Origin of the sequence: Streptomyces sp. NPDC060232 (assembly GCF_042726555.1) — a bacterium.
Classification (GTDB): domain Bacteria; phylum Actinomycetota; class Actinomycetes; order Streptomycetales; family Streptomycetaceae; genus Streptomyces.
Genome location: NZ_JBHXAG010000009.1, coordinates 78,611 through 94,207, shown reverse-complemented (window position 1 = coordinate 94,207; position 15,597 = coordinate 78,611). Strand labels below are relative to the sequence as shown.

At 73.0% G+C, this 15,597-nt stretch carries 14 protein-coding genes; 7 read left to right on the top strand and 7 right to left on the bottom strand.

The features are described 5' to 3' along the window. Positions 1-50: 50 nt before the first annotated feature. The 6 genes from ACFWFZ_RS15395 (at position 51) to ACFWFZ_RS15370 (ending at position 6,471) form a co-directional block, all read left to right on the top strand. Positions 51-1,277: an MFS transporter gene (locus tag ACFWFZ_RS15395; protein ID WP_387122233.1), complete on the top strand. Its 1,227-nt coding sequence runs from the start codon at positions 51-53 to the stop codon at positions 1,275-1,277. Further along, on the top strand, positions 1,274-2,806 hold the full coding sequence (locus ACFWFZ_RS15390; protein WP_387122230.1) for an ATP-binding protein: 1,533 nt from the start codon (positions 1,274-1,276) through the stop codon (positions 2,804-2,806). The genes ACFWFZ_RS15395 and ACFWFZ_RS15390 overlap by 4 nt, the downstream gene beginning before the upstream one ends. A gap of 12 nt (positions 2,807-2,818) precedes the next feature. Continuing rightward, the gene (locus ACFWFZ_RS15385) at positions 2,819-3,160 is read left to right on the top strand and encodes a nuclear transport factor 2 family protein (RefSeq protein ID WP_387122227.1); all 342 of its coding nucleotides are present in this window, start codon (positions 2,819-2,821) and stop codon (positions 3,158-3,160) included. 102 nt (positions 3,161-3,262) lie between these two features. After that, complete coding sequence (locus tag ACFWFZ_RS15380; protein WP_387122224.1) at positions 3,263-3,907, top strand: TMEM175 family protein; 645 nt, start codon at positions 3,263-3,265, stop codon at positions 3,905-3,907. Positions 3,908-3,979: 72 nt separating this feature from the next. Then, positions 3,980-5,299 (top strand): IS701 family transposase, encoded by a 1,320-nt coding sequence (locus ACFWFZ_RS15375; RefSeq protein ID WP_387122221.1) that lies wholly within the window; start codon positions 3,980-3,982, stop codon positions 5,297-5,299. Then, the gene (locus ACFWFZ_RS15370) at positions 5,299-6,471 is read left to right on the top strand and encodes an XdhC family protein (RefSeq protein WP_387122218.1); all 1,173 of its coding nucleotides are present in this window, start codon (positions 5,299-5,301) and stop codon (positions 6,469-6,471) included. Before ACFWFZ_RS15375 ends, ACFWFZ_RS15370 begins: the two co-directional genes overlap by 1 nt. Here ACFWFZ_RS15370 and ACFWFZ_RS15365 read toward each other — a convergent pair. Beyond that, positions 6,452-6,817: a hypothetical protein gene (locus ACFWFZ_RS15365; RefSeq protein WP_387122215.1), complete on the bottom strand. Its 366-nt coding sequence runs from the start codon at positions 6,815-6,817 to the stop codon at positions 6,452-6,454. The genes ACFWFZ_RS15370 and ACFWFZ_RS15365 overlap by 20 nt on opposite strands. A 268-nt stretch (positions 6,818-7,085) precedes the next feature. Between ACFWFZ_RS15365 and ACFWFZ_RS15360 the strand changes: the two genes are divergently transcribed. Then, positions 7,086-8,528 carry a GuaB1 family IMP dehydrogenase-related protein gene (locus tag ACFWFZ_RS15360; RefSeq protein WP_387122212.1) on the top strand — a complete coding sequence of 481 codons (1,443 nt, stop codon included), beginning with the start codon at positions 7,086-7,088 and terminating at the stop codon, positions 8,526-8,528. A gap of 296 nt (positions 8,529-8,824) precedes the next feature. Here ACFWFZ_RS15360 and ACFWFZ_RS15355 read toward each other — a convergent pair whose 3' ends face one another. The 6 genes from ACFWFZ_RS15355 to ACFWFZ_RS15330 all read right to left on the bottom strand — a co-directional run bounded on the left by ACFWFZ_RS15355 (position 8,825) and on the right by ACFWFZ_RS15330 (position 15,520). Beyond that, the gene (locus ACFWFZ_RS15355) at positions 8,825-10,072 is read right to left on the bottom strand and encodes a histidine kinase (RefSeq protein ID WP_387122209.1); all 1,248 of its coding nucleotides are present in this window, start codon (positions 10,070-10,072) and stop codon (positions 8,825-8,827) included. Then, entirely contained in the window at positions 10,069-11,799 is a 1,731-nt protein-coding gene (locus ACFWFZ_RS15350) for a cation acetate symporter (protein ID WP_387122206.1), read from the bottom strand. Before ACFWFZ_RS15350 ends, ACFWFZ_RS15355 begins: the two co-directional genes overlap by 4 nt. A 108-nt stretch (positions 11,800-11,907) precedes the next feature. Beyond that, positions 11,908-12,183 (bottom strand): hypothetical protein, encoded by a 276-nt coding sequence (locus tag ACFWFZ_RS15345; RefSeq protein WP_387122203.1) that lies wholly within the window; start codon positions 12,181-12,183, stop codon positions 11,908-11,910. A 188-nt stretch (positions 12,184-12,371) separates the two neighbouring features. Continuing rightward, entirely contained in the window at positions 12,372-13,196 is an 825-nt protein-coding gene (locus ACFWFZ_RS15340; protein ID WP_387122201.1) for a LytR/AlgR family response regulator transcription factor, read from the bottom strand. Between the two features lie 123 nt (positions 13,197-13,319). After that, positions 13,320-14,282 (bottom strand): SCO0930 family lipoprotein, encoded by a 963-nt coding sequence (locus tag ACFWFZ_RS15335; protein WP_387122198.1) that lies wholly within the window; start codon positions 14,280-14,282, stop codon positions 13,320-13,322. A 116-nt stretch (positions 14,283-14,398) separates the two neighbouring features. Then, positions 14,399-15,520, bottom strand: coding sequence for a GDSL-type esterase/lipase family protein (locus ACFWFZ_RS15330; protein WP_387122195.1), 1,122 nt, complete (start codon positions 15,518-15,520; stop codon positions 14,399-14,401). Between the last annotated feature and the right edge of the window lie 77 nt (positions 15,521-15,597).

Below are 15,597 nucleotides of genomic sequence, written 5' to 3'. Positions count from 1 at the left end.
AGTTGAGTGAAGCAGTGGCCGAACCGTCCAAAACGACCACGGGGACGACCGTGCACCCAGCCGCCCGCGCGGCCAGTGCACCCAGAGGCTCCGGCTTCTGGGTGGCGGCCGCCGTCCTCGTGCTGCTGATGCTCTCCTCCTCCGTGCCCTCCGCCCTCTACGTGCTCTACCAGCAGAAGTGGGACCTGTCCTCCGGCACGATCACGGTGGTCTTCGCCCTGTACGCCGTCACCGTGCTGGCCGGGCTGCTGCTCTTCGGCTCCCTCTCCGACACCCTGGGCCGGCGCCCGGTCCTGGGCGCCGCACTGGTCCTGGCGATCGTCTCGATGGCCCTCTTCGCCGGAGCCCAGGGGCTCGGACTGCTCCTCGCCGCCCGCGCCGTGCAGGGGCTCGCCGTGGGCCTCGCCACCGGTGCGATGGGCGCGGCCCTGCTGGAACTCAGCCCCGCCGCACGTCCCGCACTCGGCGCCCAGGTCAACAGCGCCGGCCCGACCGTGGGCATCGGGCTCGGCGGGATCGGGGCCGGACTGCTCGTCCAGTACGCGCCCGCACCGACCGTCCTCAGCTATCTGCTGCTCATCGGGGCCTTCGCCGTCACCCTGGTGGGCGTCGTCCGCATGCGAGAGAGCGCTCCCGGCGCCGACGCCGGCGCCAGGCTGCGGGTCTTCCCGCACCGGATCCACGTCCCGGCAGGCGCCCGGGGCCCCTTCGCCGTCCTCGTCCTGACCATCGTGGCCGTCTGGTCCGTGGGCGGCTTCTACCTCTCGCTCGGCCCGCACCTGGCCCTGTCCCTGCTGCAGTCCGCCAACTACCTCGTCGGCGGCGCCACGGTCGCACTGCTCGCCGGCGCCGCCACCGCCGCCCAGCTCATGCTGGGCCACACCGGGGCACTGCGCACCGCAGTCATCGGACTGCTCGGCCTGCTCACCGGACTCGCGCTGGTGCTGCTCGCGCTGGCACTGGGCTCGGCCACCGTGTTCCTGGTGGCCACGGCCGTCCTCGGCAGCGGCTGGGGAGCCGCCTTCCTCGGCGCCTTCCGGGCGCTGAGCGGGCTCGCCGAACCGGCCCACCGGGGAGAACTGACCGCCGCCGTGTACGTCTTCGCGTACCTCGCGATGAGTGTGCCGGCCGTACTCGCCGGGATGCTGACCAACATCCACGGCCTGCACCGCACCTCGGTCGGCTTCATGGCCGCCGTCGCCGCGGTGTGCGCGGTGGCCCTGCTGGCCACCCTGCGCCTGGCCGCCCGTACCAAGGCCGAGGGGAGCACCGCATGAACACCCCGGACATGACCGCACCGGAGCTGCGCTCCGCCCTGCGCGGGCTGGAGGTCTTCGCGGGGATCACCGAGGAGCAGCTGGACTGGCTGGTCTCGGTCTCCCGGCCGCAGGTCCTCTCCGACGGGGAGGTCCTCTTCCGGGACGGAGAGGAGGCCACCGGCTTCCACGTCCTGCTCTCGGGCGGGCTCGTCGTCACCAAAATCGTCGACGGCCGGGAGGAGGTCCTCACCCGGCACTCCACCGAGGAGGAGGGCGCCGCCTCCGAGGGCCACGACGGCAAGCCTGCGGCCGCCCACCGGTTCACCGGCGAACTGCCGCTGCTGACGGACGGCGCGTACGTGGCCACGGCCGCCGCGAGCGGCCCGTCGACCACCGTGGTGGCCTACCCCAAGGCGGTCTTCTTTGAGATGCTCACGCGTTGCCACGGGGTGGCCGCCGTACTGATCCCCGTCCTGGCCTGGCGCATCAAGTCCTCCGAGGTGCAGGCCCGCAAACGGGCCACCGTGGAGGCGCTCGGCACACTCGCCGCCGGGCTCGCGCACGAGCTGAACAACCCGGCGGCCGCCGTCGCCCGGGCCGCGCAGGAACTGGCGCCCGCCCTGGACCGGCTCACCCGGACCGCCCAGGACTGGGGAGCGGCCGCCGGCCCCGCCGAGCGCTCGGTCCTCGACCGGCTCGCCGCGGAACTGGACACGCTGCCGCCGCCGGCCACCACCGACCCGCTGGCCCAGGCCGACGCGGAGGAGGAGATCGCCGACTGGGCCGAAGGAGCCGGCGCCGAACGGTCCGGCCTGCTCGGCTCGGGCGTTTCCGACCTCGGACTGGAACTGGACTGGCTGCTGCGGCGGACGCAGGACATCGGCAAGGAGTCCCTCGCGTGCGCGCTCGACCACCTGGCGGCGCTGCTGGAGACCCGCTCGCTCGCCGCCGAGCTGCGGGCCGCGGGTCCCAGGATCTCCCAGCTCGTCTCCGCCACCCGGGATTACGCCAATCTCGACCGGGCGCCCGAGCAGCGCTTCCCGGTGACCGAGGGACTGGAGAACACGCTGGTCGTGCTGCGTGCCAAGCTCGACGGCATCAGCATCGTGCGTGCGTACGAGCCGGACCTGCCCGAACTGACGGGCTATCCGAGCGAGTTGAACCAGGTGTGGACCAACCTGGTCGACAACGCCGTCGAGGCCATGGAGGGCTCCGGCGTACTGACGCTGAGCGCCCGGTCCGAGGGCGTGTGCCTGGTCGTGGAGGTCACCGACACCGGCCGCGGCATTCCCGCGGAAGTCCTGCCGCGGATCTTCGAACCCTTCTACACGACCAAGGACGTGGGCAAGGGCACGGGCCTGGGGCTGCACCTCAGCTACCGCATCGTGACCCAGCGGCACCACGGGTCGCTCACCGCCCGCTCGCGGCCCGGCGAGACCCGGATGGTCGTCCGGCTGCCCTTCGCCGGCCGCGCCCAGTCCTGCGTACCTGCGCAAACACCCGAGACCGCCCAGGGAGCCGCACCCGCCCCGGGCACACCCAGCTGAAACGGAGTCGACATGGCCACGTACGACATCTCCACGCTGCACCCGGTGTTCGTCCGCCAGATGGAGGCGCTGGCCGCCCTGGACATCGAGGCGGTGATGAAGAACTACACCGACGACGCGGTGCTGCTGCGCTTCGAGGGCGCCTCGGTGGGCATCGAAGCGGTCCGCGAGACGTTCACCGGCTATCTCAGCGTGAAGCCCACGCTGGTGGAACTGCAGGAGTACATCGAGACCGAGGACACCATCTTCTACCGGGCGATCATGAACCTGAACGGTGAACCGGAGCACGCGTTCGGGACACTCGTGGTCCGCGATGGCCGAATCTGGCGCCAGACCGCCGGATTCGGCGGCTGAGACCGGAAATCTGGGTAGCGTGTGCGGGGAGGGTGAGTGAACGCGCCCTCCCCGTATGTGCGGCCCACGGTGCGAGTGTAGAGAAACGGCAAAGGGGAGGTCATGGGAAATGAAACCGGGCGGGTCGAGGCATTCAGTGACGGAGTATTCGCCATCATCATCACGATCCTCGTCCTGGAATTAAAGGTTCCGGAAGAAACCGGCTCGGCCTTCTGGCACGGAGTCCGTGAACAGTGGCCGCATTACGCCGCCTATGTGGTGAGCTTCCTCATCATCGGCGTGATGTGGGTGAACCACCACACCATCTTCAGTCACCTCAAGCGGGTCGACCGGCCGCTGTTGTTCCTGAACCTGATGGTGCTGATGGTGGTCTCGGTGATCCCGTACACCACCAACGTGCTCGCCGAGCACCTCACCGAAGGCGGCTCCGCCAACCCGGCGGCCGTCCTCTACAGCCTCGTCACCGTGGCCTACGCCGCCGCGTTCCTGCTCTTCTGGTGGTACGTCACCCGGGTCGGCCACCTCTTCCACGAACAGGTGGACAAGGACGGCGCACGGGCCACGAGGATGCGTTTCGGCCTCGGTGCCATCGCCTACCCCTGCACGGTCGTCCTGGCCTTCTTCTCCGCACCGCTCACGCTTGTCGCACATTTCCTGATCGCGATCTACTATGCGGCGAACCAGATCCCCATCCCCCTCGTGGTAGAGGAAGAGCGGCGCGAATCTGCCAGCGACCTCAGGAAGTAGCCGCAGGGGCCTACGGCCGTTCTCCGCGGTCACGTAGGGTATCGGATCTAGCTGGTCGCGGGGGAGGCCCAGATGGCTCGCGCAGTCCTGCCGGAGGATTCCGTCAAGGAAGCCTGCGAATTGATCGATGTCATGATCTCTCTTCTCTTTGAGTCCTTACCCCGGCGGGACCAGCGAAACTGGGCCCGTGTTTATCTGAACGGCCTCGTGCGGACCAATGGGAAGAAAACAATCCGTAACATCGCCGGAACCGGAGCGAGTTCCGTCGAGCAGAGCCTGCAGCAGTTCATCAGCAAGTCCCCCTGGGACTGGACGCCCGTGCGGCGCTCCCTCGCCCAGCACCTCGAACGCACCGCGCAGCGCCCCCTGGCCTGGGTGCTCCAGCCCATGGTCATAGAGAAGGCCGGCGACCGCTCGGTCGGCGTCGGCCGGCAGTTCGTCCCCCAGCTCGGCCGCACCGCCAACTGCCAGCAGGCCAGCGGGATCTGGCTCGCCTCCAGCGAGGCCAGCTTCCCCGTCGAGTGGACCCTCACCCTTCCCGGACCCTGGACCAGCGAACTCATGCGCCGCAGGCAGGCCGGCATCCCGGACACCGCCCGCTCCCTCACCCCCGCCCAGGACGCCGTACACGCCGTCCAGCGGATGGCCGCCACCTGGCAACTCCAGCGCCGGCCCGTGGTGATGGAGGTCGCCAACTGCGATCTGCCGCAGAGCATCGACTCCTTCACCCTCCAGGACATCCCCTTCGTCTTCAAGGTCGACGGCTCGCTGCCCGTCTCCTTCGGCGGTGCGGGCCGCCACAAACCCGGCCCGCACACCGCCCCCGCACGCGAACTCATCGACTCCCTGCGCTCCCAGCGCCGCGTCGTCGAATGGACCCGGCACGGCCGGGCCGAAGGAGCGGTGACCCTGCTGACCTCGGCCCCCATCGTCGCCACCCCCTGCGAGGACCGCCCCGCACCCATCTCACCCACCCCGCTGCTGCTCCTCGGAGCCTGGAGCGAAGCGGCCCTGCTGCCCTCCGAGTTCTGGATCACCAACATCGGGGACCGGCCGCTCGCCCAGCTCTTCCTGCTCGCCAAACTCACCGACCGGGTCTCCCTGGACTTCACCGAGACCTGCGAACCGGTCGGCATCCGAGACTTCGAAGGCCGCTCCTTCCGCGGCTGGCACCACCACGCCACCCTGGCGAGCGTCGCCCACGCCGCGAAACTCCTCGGCGCACGCCCCCACGCCCACGACCGCCACCCCGGCCCCGCACGCCCCGCCGCCCTCACCCGGCCGGCCACCCTCGCACCCCGCTCCGCCGCAGCCCGCCCGGCCACCCCCGCAGTGCTGCCGCCGCACCCGCACCTGCCCGGACAGACCCCGCGCCGCGAATACATCCGCTGATGCTCGACATCGCCGAAGAGCTACGCGTGTGGTGCGCCGCACGCCGCGAATTCGCCCTGGCCACCGTCGTCGCCGTCAGCGGCAGCGCACCACGCGGCCCCGGCGCCTCACTCGCCGTCGACGACCGGGGCACCGCGCTCGGCTCCCTGTCCGGAGGCTGCGTGGAGTCCGCCGTCCACGAGCTCTGCCTCGACGCGATCACCTCCGGGCGGGGCGGCCTGCACCGCTTCGGCTACAGCGACGACGACGCATTCGCCGTCGGCCTGACCTGCGGCGGCGTCCTCGACGTCCTGGTCACCCCGGTCCGCGGCCGCGACCCGGTCCGGCCCGTCCTCGGCTCGGTCCTCGACGCCGCCGCCGACGGCACCCGGGCCGCGCTCGCCCGCGTGGTCTGCGGCCCCCCGCGCCAGGTCGGCCGGGCGCTCGCCGTCCACGCCGACGGCTCCTACGAGGGCGGCCTCGGCGGCGGCCCCGCCCTCGACCGGGCCGCCGCCGGCCGGGCCCGCGCCCTGCTGCTCACCGGGCGCACCGGCACCGTCGAGCTCGGCACCGCGGGCGGGCTGTGCGAAGAGCCCCTGACCCTGCTCGTCGAGTCCGCCGCGGAACCGCCCCGGCTGATCGTCTACGGGGCCATCGACTTCGCCGCCGCCCTGGCCCGGATCGGCGCCTTCCTGGGCCACCGGGTCACCGTGTGCGACGCCCGCCCCGTCTTCGCGACCCCGGCGCGCTTCCCCGAAGCCGACGAGGTGGTCGTCGACTGGCCGCACCGGCACCTGGCCGCGCAGTGGGAGGCGGGCCGGCTGGACTCCCGTACCGCCGTCTGTGTACTCACCCACGACGCGAAGTTCGACGTACCGCTGCTGGAGCTGGCCCTGCGGCTGCCGCTGGGCTACGTGGGCGCCATGGGATCACGGCGCACCCACGCCGAGCGCGCCGGACGGCTGCGCGAGGAAGGGGTGACGGACGCCGCCCTGGCCCGGCTGCGCTCACCCATCGGCCTCGACCTCGGCGGCGCCACCCCCGAGGAGACCGCCCTGGCCATCGCCGCCGAGTTCACGGCCTTCCGGCACGGCGGCACGGCGCTCCCGCTGACCGGCGGCGCCGCACCCATCCACCACCGCCCCGCGCCCGCCAGCCGCCCCGCGGCCGTCCTCAGCCCGCCCCGCCCCTGACGTGCTCCACCACGCGGTGGAACTCGGCGGTCGGGGAGAAGTCGACGTACTCCGTGTCGGCGAGCGCCACGGGGATGTGCCCCGGACCCCAGTAGAAGGCCTGCCCCTCCTCGTACACCTCCTCCCCGTCCCCGGTCCGCATCAGCAGGCGGCCCTTGAGGAGGTAGCCCCAGTGCGGGCACGGGCACATGTCGTCGGGAAGCCCCTTGAGCGCCTCCGTGAGATCGGTGCCCTTCGGGAGCCGGAAGAACCCGACGGTCAGGTCGCCGCCGATCTCCTGCACCCGCACCTCCAGCCCGCCGCCCTCCACCGCGATGGGTGCCTCGTCCCGCGTCGTCGCCGCCATGGATCCTCCATGCTTGCTCGGCCCGGACACGCCGGGACCCGTCCAGACCCCTCCACTGTGACCCGGACCGGTGCATCCCGCCCCTTGTGGCAACGGCCTGCCGCACCCCCGCGGGGCCAGGGTCCCGTAGGAAACCACCACCCGGTCCGGACCGCTTTGGACGTTCGGCCCGGGCGGCATGAACGCCGGGGCGTGGGAGAATGAAGTACGTGCGTTTCCTCGGCTGCACCCTGTCGAGGCACCTCCGATTGACTGGGATGTTCAGCACGTGCGTTTCCTCAATGACCTGAAGCCGCCGTACGACCTGACGTACGACGACGTGTTCATGGTGCCGAGCCGCTCCGCGGTCGGTTCCCGCCAGGGCGTCGACCTCTCCTCGCCCGACGGGACCGGCACCACCATTCCCCTGGTCGTGGCGAACATGACCGCCATCGCCGGCCGCCGGATGGCCGAGACCGTCGCCCGCCGCGGCGGCATCGTGGTCATCCCCCAGGACATCCCCATCGAGGTCGTCACCGACGTCATCTCCTGGGTGAAGACCCGCCACCTCGTGCTCGACACCCCGATCACGCTGGCGCCCACCCAGACCGTCGCCGACGCGCTGTCCCTCCTGCCCAAGCGCGCCCACGGCGCCGGCGTCGTCGTCGACGGCGAGGGCCGCCCGGTCGGCGTCGTCACCGAGCACGACCTGTCCGGCGTCGACCGCTTCACCCAGCTCTCCGAGGTCATGTCGAGGGAGCTGCTGCTCATCGACGCCGACATCGCCCCCCGCGAGGCCTTCAACAAGCTCGACGCCGGCCACCGCAAGCTGGCCCCGGCCGTCGACGCGGACGGCAAGCTCGTCGGCATCCTCACCCGCAAGGGCGCCCTGCGCGCGACCCTCTACACCCCCGCCACCGACGCGAACGGCAAGCTGCGCATCGCGGCCGCCGTCGGCATCAACGGCGACTTCGCGGCCAAGGCCAAGCAGCTGCTCGACGCGGGCGTGGACACGCTCGTCATCGACACGGCGCACGGCCACCAGGAGTCGATGATCAACGCGATCAAGGCCGTCCGCGCCCTGGACCCGCAGGTCCCGATCGTGGCCGGCAACATCGTCGCCGCCGAGGGCGTCAAGGACCTCATCGACGCCGGCGCGGACATCATCAAGGTCGGCGTGGGCCCCGGCGCCATGTGCACCACCCGCATGATGACCGGCGTCGGCCGACCGCAGTTCTCCGCGGTCCTTGAGTGCGCGGCCGAGGCCAAGAAGTACGGCAAGCACGTCTGGGCCGACGGCGGCGTCCGTCACCCGCGCGACGTGGCGATGGCGCTGGCCGCCGGTGCCTCCAACGTCATGATCGGCTCCTGGTTCGCCGGGACGTACGAGTCCCCGGGTGACCTCCAGCAGTCCGCCGAGGGCCACCTCTACAAGGAGTCCTTCGGCATGGCCTCCGCCCGCGCGGTGCAGAACCGCACGAGCGAGGAGTCGGCGTACGACCGTGCCCGCAAGGGCCTGTTCGAGGAGGGCATCTCCACCTCGCGCATGTTCCTCGACCCGGCCCGCCCGGGCGTCGAGGACCTGATCGACTCGATCATCGCGGGCGTCCGCTCCTCCTGCACCTACGCCGGTGCCGGCTCCCTCGCGGAGTTCGAGGAGAAGGCCGTGGTCGGCATCCAGTCCGCCGCCGGCTACGCCGAGGGCAAGCCGCTCCACGCCAGCTGGAGCTAGTCCCTGTCTGGAGTTCCCCCGCGGCGTTGCGGCGTCCGGCACCGCCGCTTCGGGCGTTGTCGTCAGTCGCCGACGCTCCGCGTCGACTCCCTCCTCCGCCTTGGATCCGACGGCACCAGACGCCGCTCCTTCTCCCGCGCCGGAACTCCAGACAGGACCTAGTGCCGCGTCAGGCGACGTTCGTCCCGTCGCGACGTCCGACACGCACTCTCGCCGCACCGGCCGAAAGCCACGTACGTCCAGTACGAGCGCTTCCGGGTCCGTCCACCACGGACGGACCCGGGGGCCACGGGCGTTCACGGCCGCGGCGGCAGGACCGGCCCCGACGGCGAACTGTGCACACCCGCCCGGTACTTGGGGATCCGTACCGTCACCTTCATGCCGGCGCCGATCCCCGTCTCCATCACCGGGCCGTACGCGTCCCCGTACACCTGCCGGATCCGCTCGTCGACGTTGGGCAGCCCGACCCCCGTCGAGGCCGCCCCGCGCTCCCCGGCCAGGATCCGGCGCAGCAGGGCCGGATCCATCCCGACCCCGTTGTCCTCGACGGTGATCACCGCGTCGGGGCCCGCGTCCTGCGCCGTGATCGTGACCCGGCACTCCTTCGTGGAGTCCTCCAGGCCGTGCTTGACGGCGTTCTCCACCAGCGGCTGCAGACACAGGAACGGCAGCGCCACCGGCAGCACCTCCGGCGCCACCTGCAACGTCACCTTCAGCCGGTCACCGAACCGGGCCCCCGCCAGCGCCAGATACTGCTGGATGGAACGCAACTCCTCCGCGAGCGTGGTGAAGTCCCCGTGCCGCCGGAAGGAATACCGCGTGAAGTCCGCGAACTCCAGCAGCAGTTCCCGCGCCCGCTCCGGATCGGTCCGCACGAACGACGCAATCGCGGCCAGCGAGTTGAAGATGAAGTGCGGTGAGATCTGCGCCCGCAGCGCCTTGATCTCCGCCTCCATCAGCCGGGTCCGCGAGCGGTCCAGCTCGGACAGCTCCAACTGCACCGACACCCACCGCGCCACCTCCGTCGCCGCCCGCACCAGCACCGCCGACTCCCGAGACCCGTACGCCACCAGCGCGCCCAGCACCCCGTCCTCGCCGGTCAGCGGCGCGAACACCGCCCACTTCAGCGGACAGTCGGGCCGCTGGCACCCGGTCCGCACGCTCTGGCTGCGCCCGGACTCCAGCATCACCGCCACCCGGGCCATCGCCCGCCGCTGGTGGTGGTCGGCGCCCGGGCCGTCCCACGCCAGCACCACATCCCGGTCCGTCAGGCACAACGCCTCCGTCCCCAGCAGCGACCGCAGCCGCCGGGCGGCCTTGCGGGCAGCGTCCTCGGTCAGCCCGGCGCGCAGCGGGGGAGCGGCCAGCGAAGCCGTGTGCAGCGTGTGGAAGGTGGCCCGCTCCACCGGGGTCCCCAGGTCCAGGCCCACCAGGCGCTCCCCGCGGCGCGCGTGCCAGCGCCCCGCCACCCAGCCGGCGCCCAGCATCACGGCCGCACCCACCACCGCCAGCACGGCGGCCAGGGCCTGCCCCGCCCCGGTCACCGCCGGTCCCCCGCCCGGTCCCCGGCCACGACCTCCGGCAGGTGCAGCCGGGCCAGCGTGGCCGCCGCCCCGGCCGGAATCCGGGCCCTGGTGGCCAGCGACACCGCCACCATCGTCAGGAACCCGAGCGGTACCGACCACACCGCCGGCCAGGACAGCACCGTGTGCGTCCAGCCCGACGGAGCCAGCCCGGCCCGCGTCGCCAGCACCGCGCCCAGCGCCGCCCCGCCGCCGGTGACCAGCCCGGCCACCGCCCCCTGCGGGGTCAGCCCGCGCCACCAGATCCCCAGCACCAGCAGCGGGCAGAACGACGAGGCCGACACGGCGAACGCCAGCCCCACCGCATCCGCCACCGGCACCTCCGTGGCCGCCGCGCCCCCGCCCAGCGGCACCAGGATCGCCACCAGCGCCGCCCAGCGGAAACTGCGCACCCCGCACTTCGGCAGCACGTCCTGGTGCAGCACCCCGGCCACCGCCATGGTCAGCCCCGACGCCGTCGACAGGAACGCCGCGAAGGCGCCCCCGGCCAGCAGTGCCCCCAGCAACTCGCCCAGCAGCCCGCCCAGCATCCGCTCGGGCAGCACCAGCACCGCCGCGTCCGCGTCACCCGTCAGCGCCAGCTCGGGGGCGTAGATCCGGCCCAGCGCCCCGTACACCGGCGGGAGCAGGTAGAAGACGCCGACCAGCCCCAGCACCACCAGCGTCGTCCGCCGCGCCGCCCGCCCGTCGGGGCTGGTGTAGAACCGCACCGCGACGTGCGGCAGCCCCATCGTCCCGAGGAACGTCGCCAGGATCAGCCCGTACGTGGCGTACAGCCGGTACTCCCGCAGCTCCCCGGACGGCGGCTCCGACCACGTGCCCACCCCCGCCCCCGGCTCCGCCCGGGCGTCCGGCACCGGCGCGTCCGGGGCGAACTCCAGCCGCGTGCGGGCCCGTACGGAATGCTCGCCGGCGGCCAGCACCAGCGGCACCGACACATGGCTGCGCCCGTCGACCTGCCCGGTCACCGTCACCGCGAGCGGCTCCTTCACCGACAGCCGCACGTCCTGCGCGAGCGTCACCGACGTGCGCTCCCGGAAGACCGCCGGGGCGTCGAAGGCGGCCCGCGGCGCTCCGTCCCCGGCCCATGCGGCGATCAGGAAGAACGCCGGGACCAGCAGGGCGGTGAGCTTGAGCCAGTACTGGAAGGCCTGCACGAAGGTGATGCTGCGCATCCCCCCGGCGGCCACCGCGACGCTCACCACACAGGCGACGACCAGCCCGCCCACCCAGTGCGGAGCCCCGGTGAGGATCTCCAGGGTCAGCCCGGCCCCCTGCAACTGCGGCAGCAGGTACAGCCAGCCGACCCCGACCACGAACAGCACCGCGATCCGGCGTACCGCCCGGGACTCCAGCCGCGCCTCCGCGAAATCGGGCAGCGTGTACGCGCCGGAGCGCCGCAGCGGAGCCGCCACCAGCACCAGCAGCACCACGTACCCGGCGGTGTAGCCCACCGGGTACCAGAGCATCCCCGGCCCCTGGAGCAGCACCAGCCCGGCCACCCCGAGGAAGGACGCCGCGGAGAGGTACTCCCCGCTGATGGCCGCCGCGTTCAGCCGCGGCCCCACCGTGCGCGAGGCCACGTAGAAGTCGGAGGTGGTCCGGGATATCCGCAGGCCCAGGGCGCCGACCAGCAGCGTGGCCAGGACGACGACGGCGACCGCGGTCAGCGCGTACGTCTGGTTCACCGGGGCGGTCCTTCGGCCGGGGGGCGGGGTGAGGCGGGGTGACCGGAGTCTACGCACGCCCCCGACCGGGCGACAGGCGCGATTCGGACCCCGCGGGTCCGCCACCGCTCAGACGGCCGGGCCGCGGTGCTCGGCGCAGTCGCGCAGGGCGATCTCCAGCTCCACGTACGACTCCTCCGCCCGCCGGAAGGCCAGCGTCAACGCCGCCTCCGCGCGCGGCGGGACCTGATCGCGGACGCCCTCGCCGGCCTCGTACAGGATGTCCGCCCAGCGGGCGGCCGCGCTGCGCAGCAGGGCGAGCAGCACCTCGGCCTCGGCGGGCCCCGCCGGACGCCTGCGCGGCAGCCCGCTCAGGGTGTCGACCAGCGCCTGGACCTCGGACATCTCGCTCCTCCCGCGCCGGGAAGATCCACGATACGCAGCGGTGACGGCATCGGCGGCCCGTTCCCGACACCGGTGCGGCAGGCGGCTCCCGTGGATCGCCGTACGCCCCTCCCGGCGCGGCGAACGGCATCCGCCCCGCGCCCGGCGGTCGCCCGAAGGGGCCGTACGGGGCCATCCGGCGACCGGTTTCAGCCGGTCGCCTGCCGCATCAACAGGTCGCGCAGCTCCCGCGCATGCCTGCGGCTCACCTGGAGTTCGGCCGCCCCCACCCGGACGGTGGTGCTGCCGGAGTCCAGCCGGAGCTCGTCGATCCGGGCCAGCGCCACCAGATGACGTCGGTGGATCCGCACGAACCCGCGCGCCCCCCACCGCTCCTCCAGCGTGGACAGCGGGATCCGCACCAGATGGCTGCCCCCGTCGGTGTGCAGGCGGGCGTAGTCGCCCTGCGCCTCGACGTAGGCGATGTCGGCGATCGCCACGAAGCGGGTCACGCCGCCCAGTTCGACCGCGATATGTTCCGGGCCCCGGTCGGCGACGGCCGTCTCCGGGGCCGGCCGTGGCGCCGCGACCACGGCGGGCGGGCCCGACGCGGTCGCGGCGGCCGCCGGCACCTGCTCGGGCCGGCCCAGCTGTGCGCAGGCCCGCCGGACGGCCTCCGCCAGCCGCTCCGGCCGCACCGGCTTGAGTACGTAGTCCACGGCTTTGAGGTCGAAGGCCTGTACGGCGAACCCCTCGTGGGCGGTGACGAACACGATCAGCGGCGGCCGCGCGAACCCGGTCAGCAGCCGGGCGATGTCCAGCCCGGTCAGACCGGCCATGTGGATGTCGAGGAACACCACGTCGATGCCGTCGGGCCCGTCCGGCCCGGACTCCAGCGCCCGTGTGACCCGGCGCAGCGCCTCGGTTGCGTCCGAGGCGCCTTCCGCGCTGCGCACGCGGGGGTCCGAGCGCAGCAGGTAGAGGAGTTCCTCCAGGAGCGGCTTCTCGTCGTCGACAGCGAGCACTCGCAGCATGCCGCCGAGTTTAGGGGGTGCCCGGCGCACTCCCGAGGGGCGGAACGGGGCGCGGCCCCTGCCCGGGGGGAGGTGGGGCAGGGGCCGCGCGGACCGTGGTGGGGGGTCGGGGGACCGGACGGGCTACTGGACGGTGATCAGCTTGCCGTCGGGGGAGACGGCGTACCAGGTGCCGCCCACGCCCTGTCCGTTGGTGTCACCGGGCTTCTTGTCACCCGAGAAGGTGTAGACGGGCCAGCAGTCGACGGTCTGCTGCTTCTTGCCGTCCGGGCGGTCCAGGACGAGGTAGTTCTTCTGCGTGATGCCCTTGGCGTTCGCCTTGTCCACCGGGGGCACGACCGGCCACTTGGCCACGCAGTCGCCCACGCAGTTGGAGACCATCGGCCAGGCAGAGTCCTTCTTGAAGCGGTAGACGGTCATCCCCTTGCCGTCGACGATGTGCTCGCCCAGCTTCGGGTCCTTCGCCACGGACAGGCCCTCCGCCGCCTGCGCCGGGGGTGCCTCCGCCGGGGCGGCCTCCCCCGGGGCGGCAGAGGCGGCGGGCGCCGGGGCGGCCTCGGCCGGGGCCCCCTTCGCCGCCTTCTTGCCGTCCGGGCCGAACGCGAACCACACCCCGCCGACGCCCTGCCCCTTGATGTCACCCGGCTTGGCGTCCTTGTTGAAGCGGTACACGGGCCAGCCCGCCACCGTCAGCTGCTTCGTGCCGTCGCCGCGCGCCACCTCGCCGAGCAGCGAGGGGTCCATGCCCGAGGCGGCGGTGACGTCACCGGCCGCGACCACCGGCCAGGTCTTCGCGCAGTCCCCCTCGCAGTTCGACTTCGGGGGCTTCGCGGTGTCCTTGTCGAAGCGGTAGAGCGTCAGGCCCGCGCTGTCGGTGAGGACGGAGCCGAGCTGCTCGGTGACGGATGCCGCCAGCTGGCCGCCGGGCTGGTTGCCCGGGCCGGCCGCCGCCGGGGCGGCCTCGGCTGCGGCTCCGGCGGGCTGCGTCGAGTCCGAAGCCTTGTAGTCCGACGGGCCGCAGGCGCTGGCCGCCAGGACGACGGCGACGGCGGCCGCGGCGAAGGTGGTTGCGCGCTTCATGCCCATGTTGATCTCTCCCACATCGTGTCTGTCGTACCGCCGCCCCCAGCGGCGGCAACTGTGCACAGGACACGCCCCGGTGGGCGGGATCTGTTCACCGCGTCCGGTGTGGGCTGTTTCACTCACCCCGCGCCGAACCCGGCGCGCCGCAGGGCCGTGGCCACAGCGAGGCCGAGCACCTGGTGTCCGGAGTCGTTGGGGTGCAGCCCGTCCGCGAGGTGCTCGGGTCCCAGCAGCTCACGGCCCGGGAGGACGGCGAGCCGGTCGTCGCCGGCGGCGATCCGGTCCCGGGCGGCGCGCTCCATCGCATCGCGCAGGGCGCCCAGGGTGGCGCCGAGCTTGTTCGGGGTGCGTTCGGCGTCGGGCCGCAGGACGGGGGAGACCAGCAGCAGGGGGGTCCGCGGGTGCCCCTGGCGGACCAGTTCGAGGAAGGCGCGCGTGGTCTCGTACAGCAGCGGTGCCGAGAAGGGCACTCGGGACCAGCAGTTGGTGCCGAACGCGAGGGTGAGGATGTCCGCGGGCAGGCCCGCGAGCTGTTCGGCGGTGGCCAGTTCGCCGCGTGCGGCGCCCGCGTAGCCGAGGTTGACGGTGTCCCAGCCGAGGGCGCGGCCCGCGACGGCGGGCCAGCCGTGGGCGGGGCGGGTGGACCACCAGCCCTCGGTGATGGAGTCGCCGTGCACCACCCAGCGCGGCGCGGGCGGTGCGGGGGAGAGGGGGCCGCCGATGCCGCGCAGGCCGAGGACGAGCGGGGACTGGTTCTCGGGAGGGTGAAGGGTGAACGGGCCGTGGAAGGGGCCGTCGCCGGCACCGAGTCCGATGCGTACGACGGCCTCCGCGGCCGGTTCGGTGAACACCTCGCCGACCACCCCGTGGCGGTCCCACAGGGCGAAGCCGTGCGCGAGGTCGCGCAGGGCGTCCGTGGGGCCGGGCACGGTGGCCCGGTAGCGGATCTCGACGGCCCGGGCGGTCTCGGTGGTGAACTCCAGCCGGACCCCGATGGGCAGGGTGGCCCGCTCGCCGGTGTCCCAGGGCAGCCGCATCGTGTCCGCCGGGTCGGCACGCACCGGCCGGCCCTTGTCCAGCCAGGCGACGCCGCGCAGGAAGGGCTGCGGATCCTGCCAGGCATCCTGTCCCGCTCCGCGCCCCCCTCCCTGCCGCGCTTTCTGCCGTGCGCCCGGAACCCCGTACCGCTCCGCGTCCTGCCACGGACCGGGTCTGCCCTCGTCGTGCACCGGTGCGCTCATCCTTCGCCTCCGATCGTCGGACAGGGGACTCCGCGCCGGCCCCGCCGTCCACCCGGGCGCCTGCCCCGTCACCGCCG

Coding starts and splice junctions, on each gene's coding strand:
- ACFWFZ_RS15390 (WP_387122230.1), top strand. CDS start 1,274: ATGAACACCCCGGACATGACCGCACCGGAGCTGCGCTCCGCCCTGCGC.
- ACFWFZ_RS15385 (WP_387122227.1), top strand. CDS start 2,819: ATGGCCACGTACGACATCTCCACGCTGCACCCGGTGTTCGTCCGCCAG.
- ACFWFZ_RS15380 (WP_387122224.1), top strand. CDS start 3,263: ATGGGAAATGAAACCGGGCGGGTCGAGGCATTCAGTGACGGAGTATTC.
- ACFWFZ_RS15375 (WP_387122221.1), top strand. CDS start 3,980: ATGGCTCGCGCAGTCCTGCCGGAGGATTCCGTCAAGGAAGCCTGCGAA.
- ACFWFZ_RS15370 (WP_387122218.1), top strand. CDS start 5,299: ATGCTCGACATCGCCGAAGAGCTACGCGTGTGGTGCGCCGCACGCCGC.
- ACFWFZ_RS15365 (WP_387122215.1), bottom strand. CDS start 6,817: ATGGCGGCGACGACGCGGGACGAGGCACCCATCGCGGTGGAGGGCGGC.
- ACFWFZ_RS15345 (WP_387122203.1), bottom strand. CDS start 12,183: ATGTCCGAGGTCCAGGCGCTGGTCGACACCCTGAGCGGGCTGCCGCGC.
- ACFWFZ_RS15340 (WP_387122201.1), bottom strand. CDS start 13,196: ATGCTGCGAGTGCTCGCTGTCGACGACGAGAAGCCGCTCCTGGAGGAA.
- ACFWFZ_RS15335 (WP_387122198.1), bottom strand. CDS start 14,282: ATGGGCATGAAGCGCGCAACCACCTTCGCCGCGGCCGCCGTCGCCGTC.
- ACFWFZ_RS15330 (WP_387122195.1), bottom strand. CDS start 15,520: ATGAGCGCACCGGTGCACGACGAGGGCAGACCCGGTCCGTGGCAGGAC.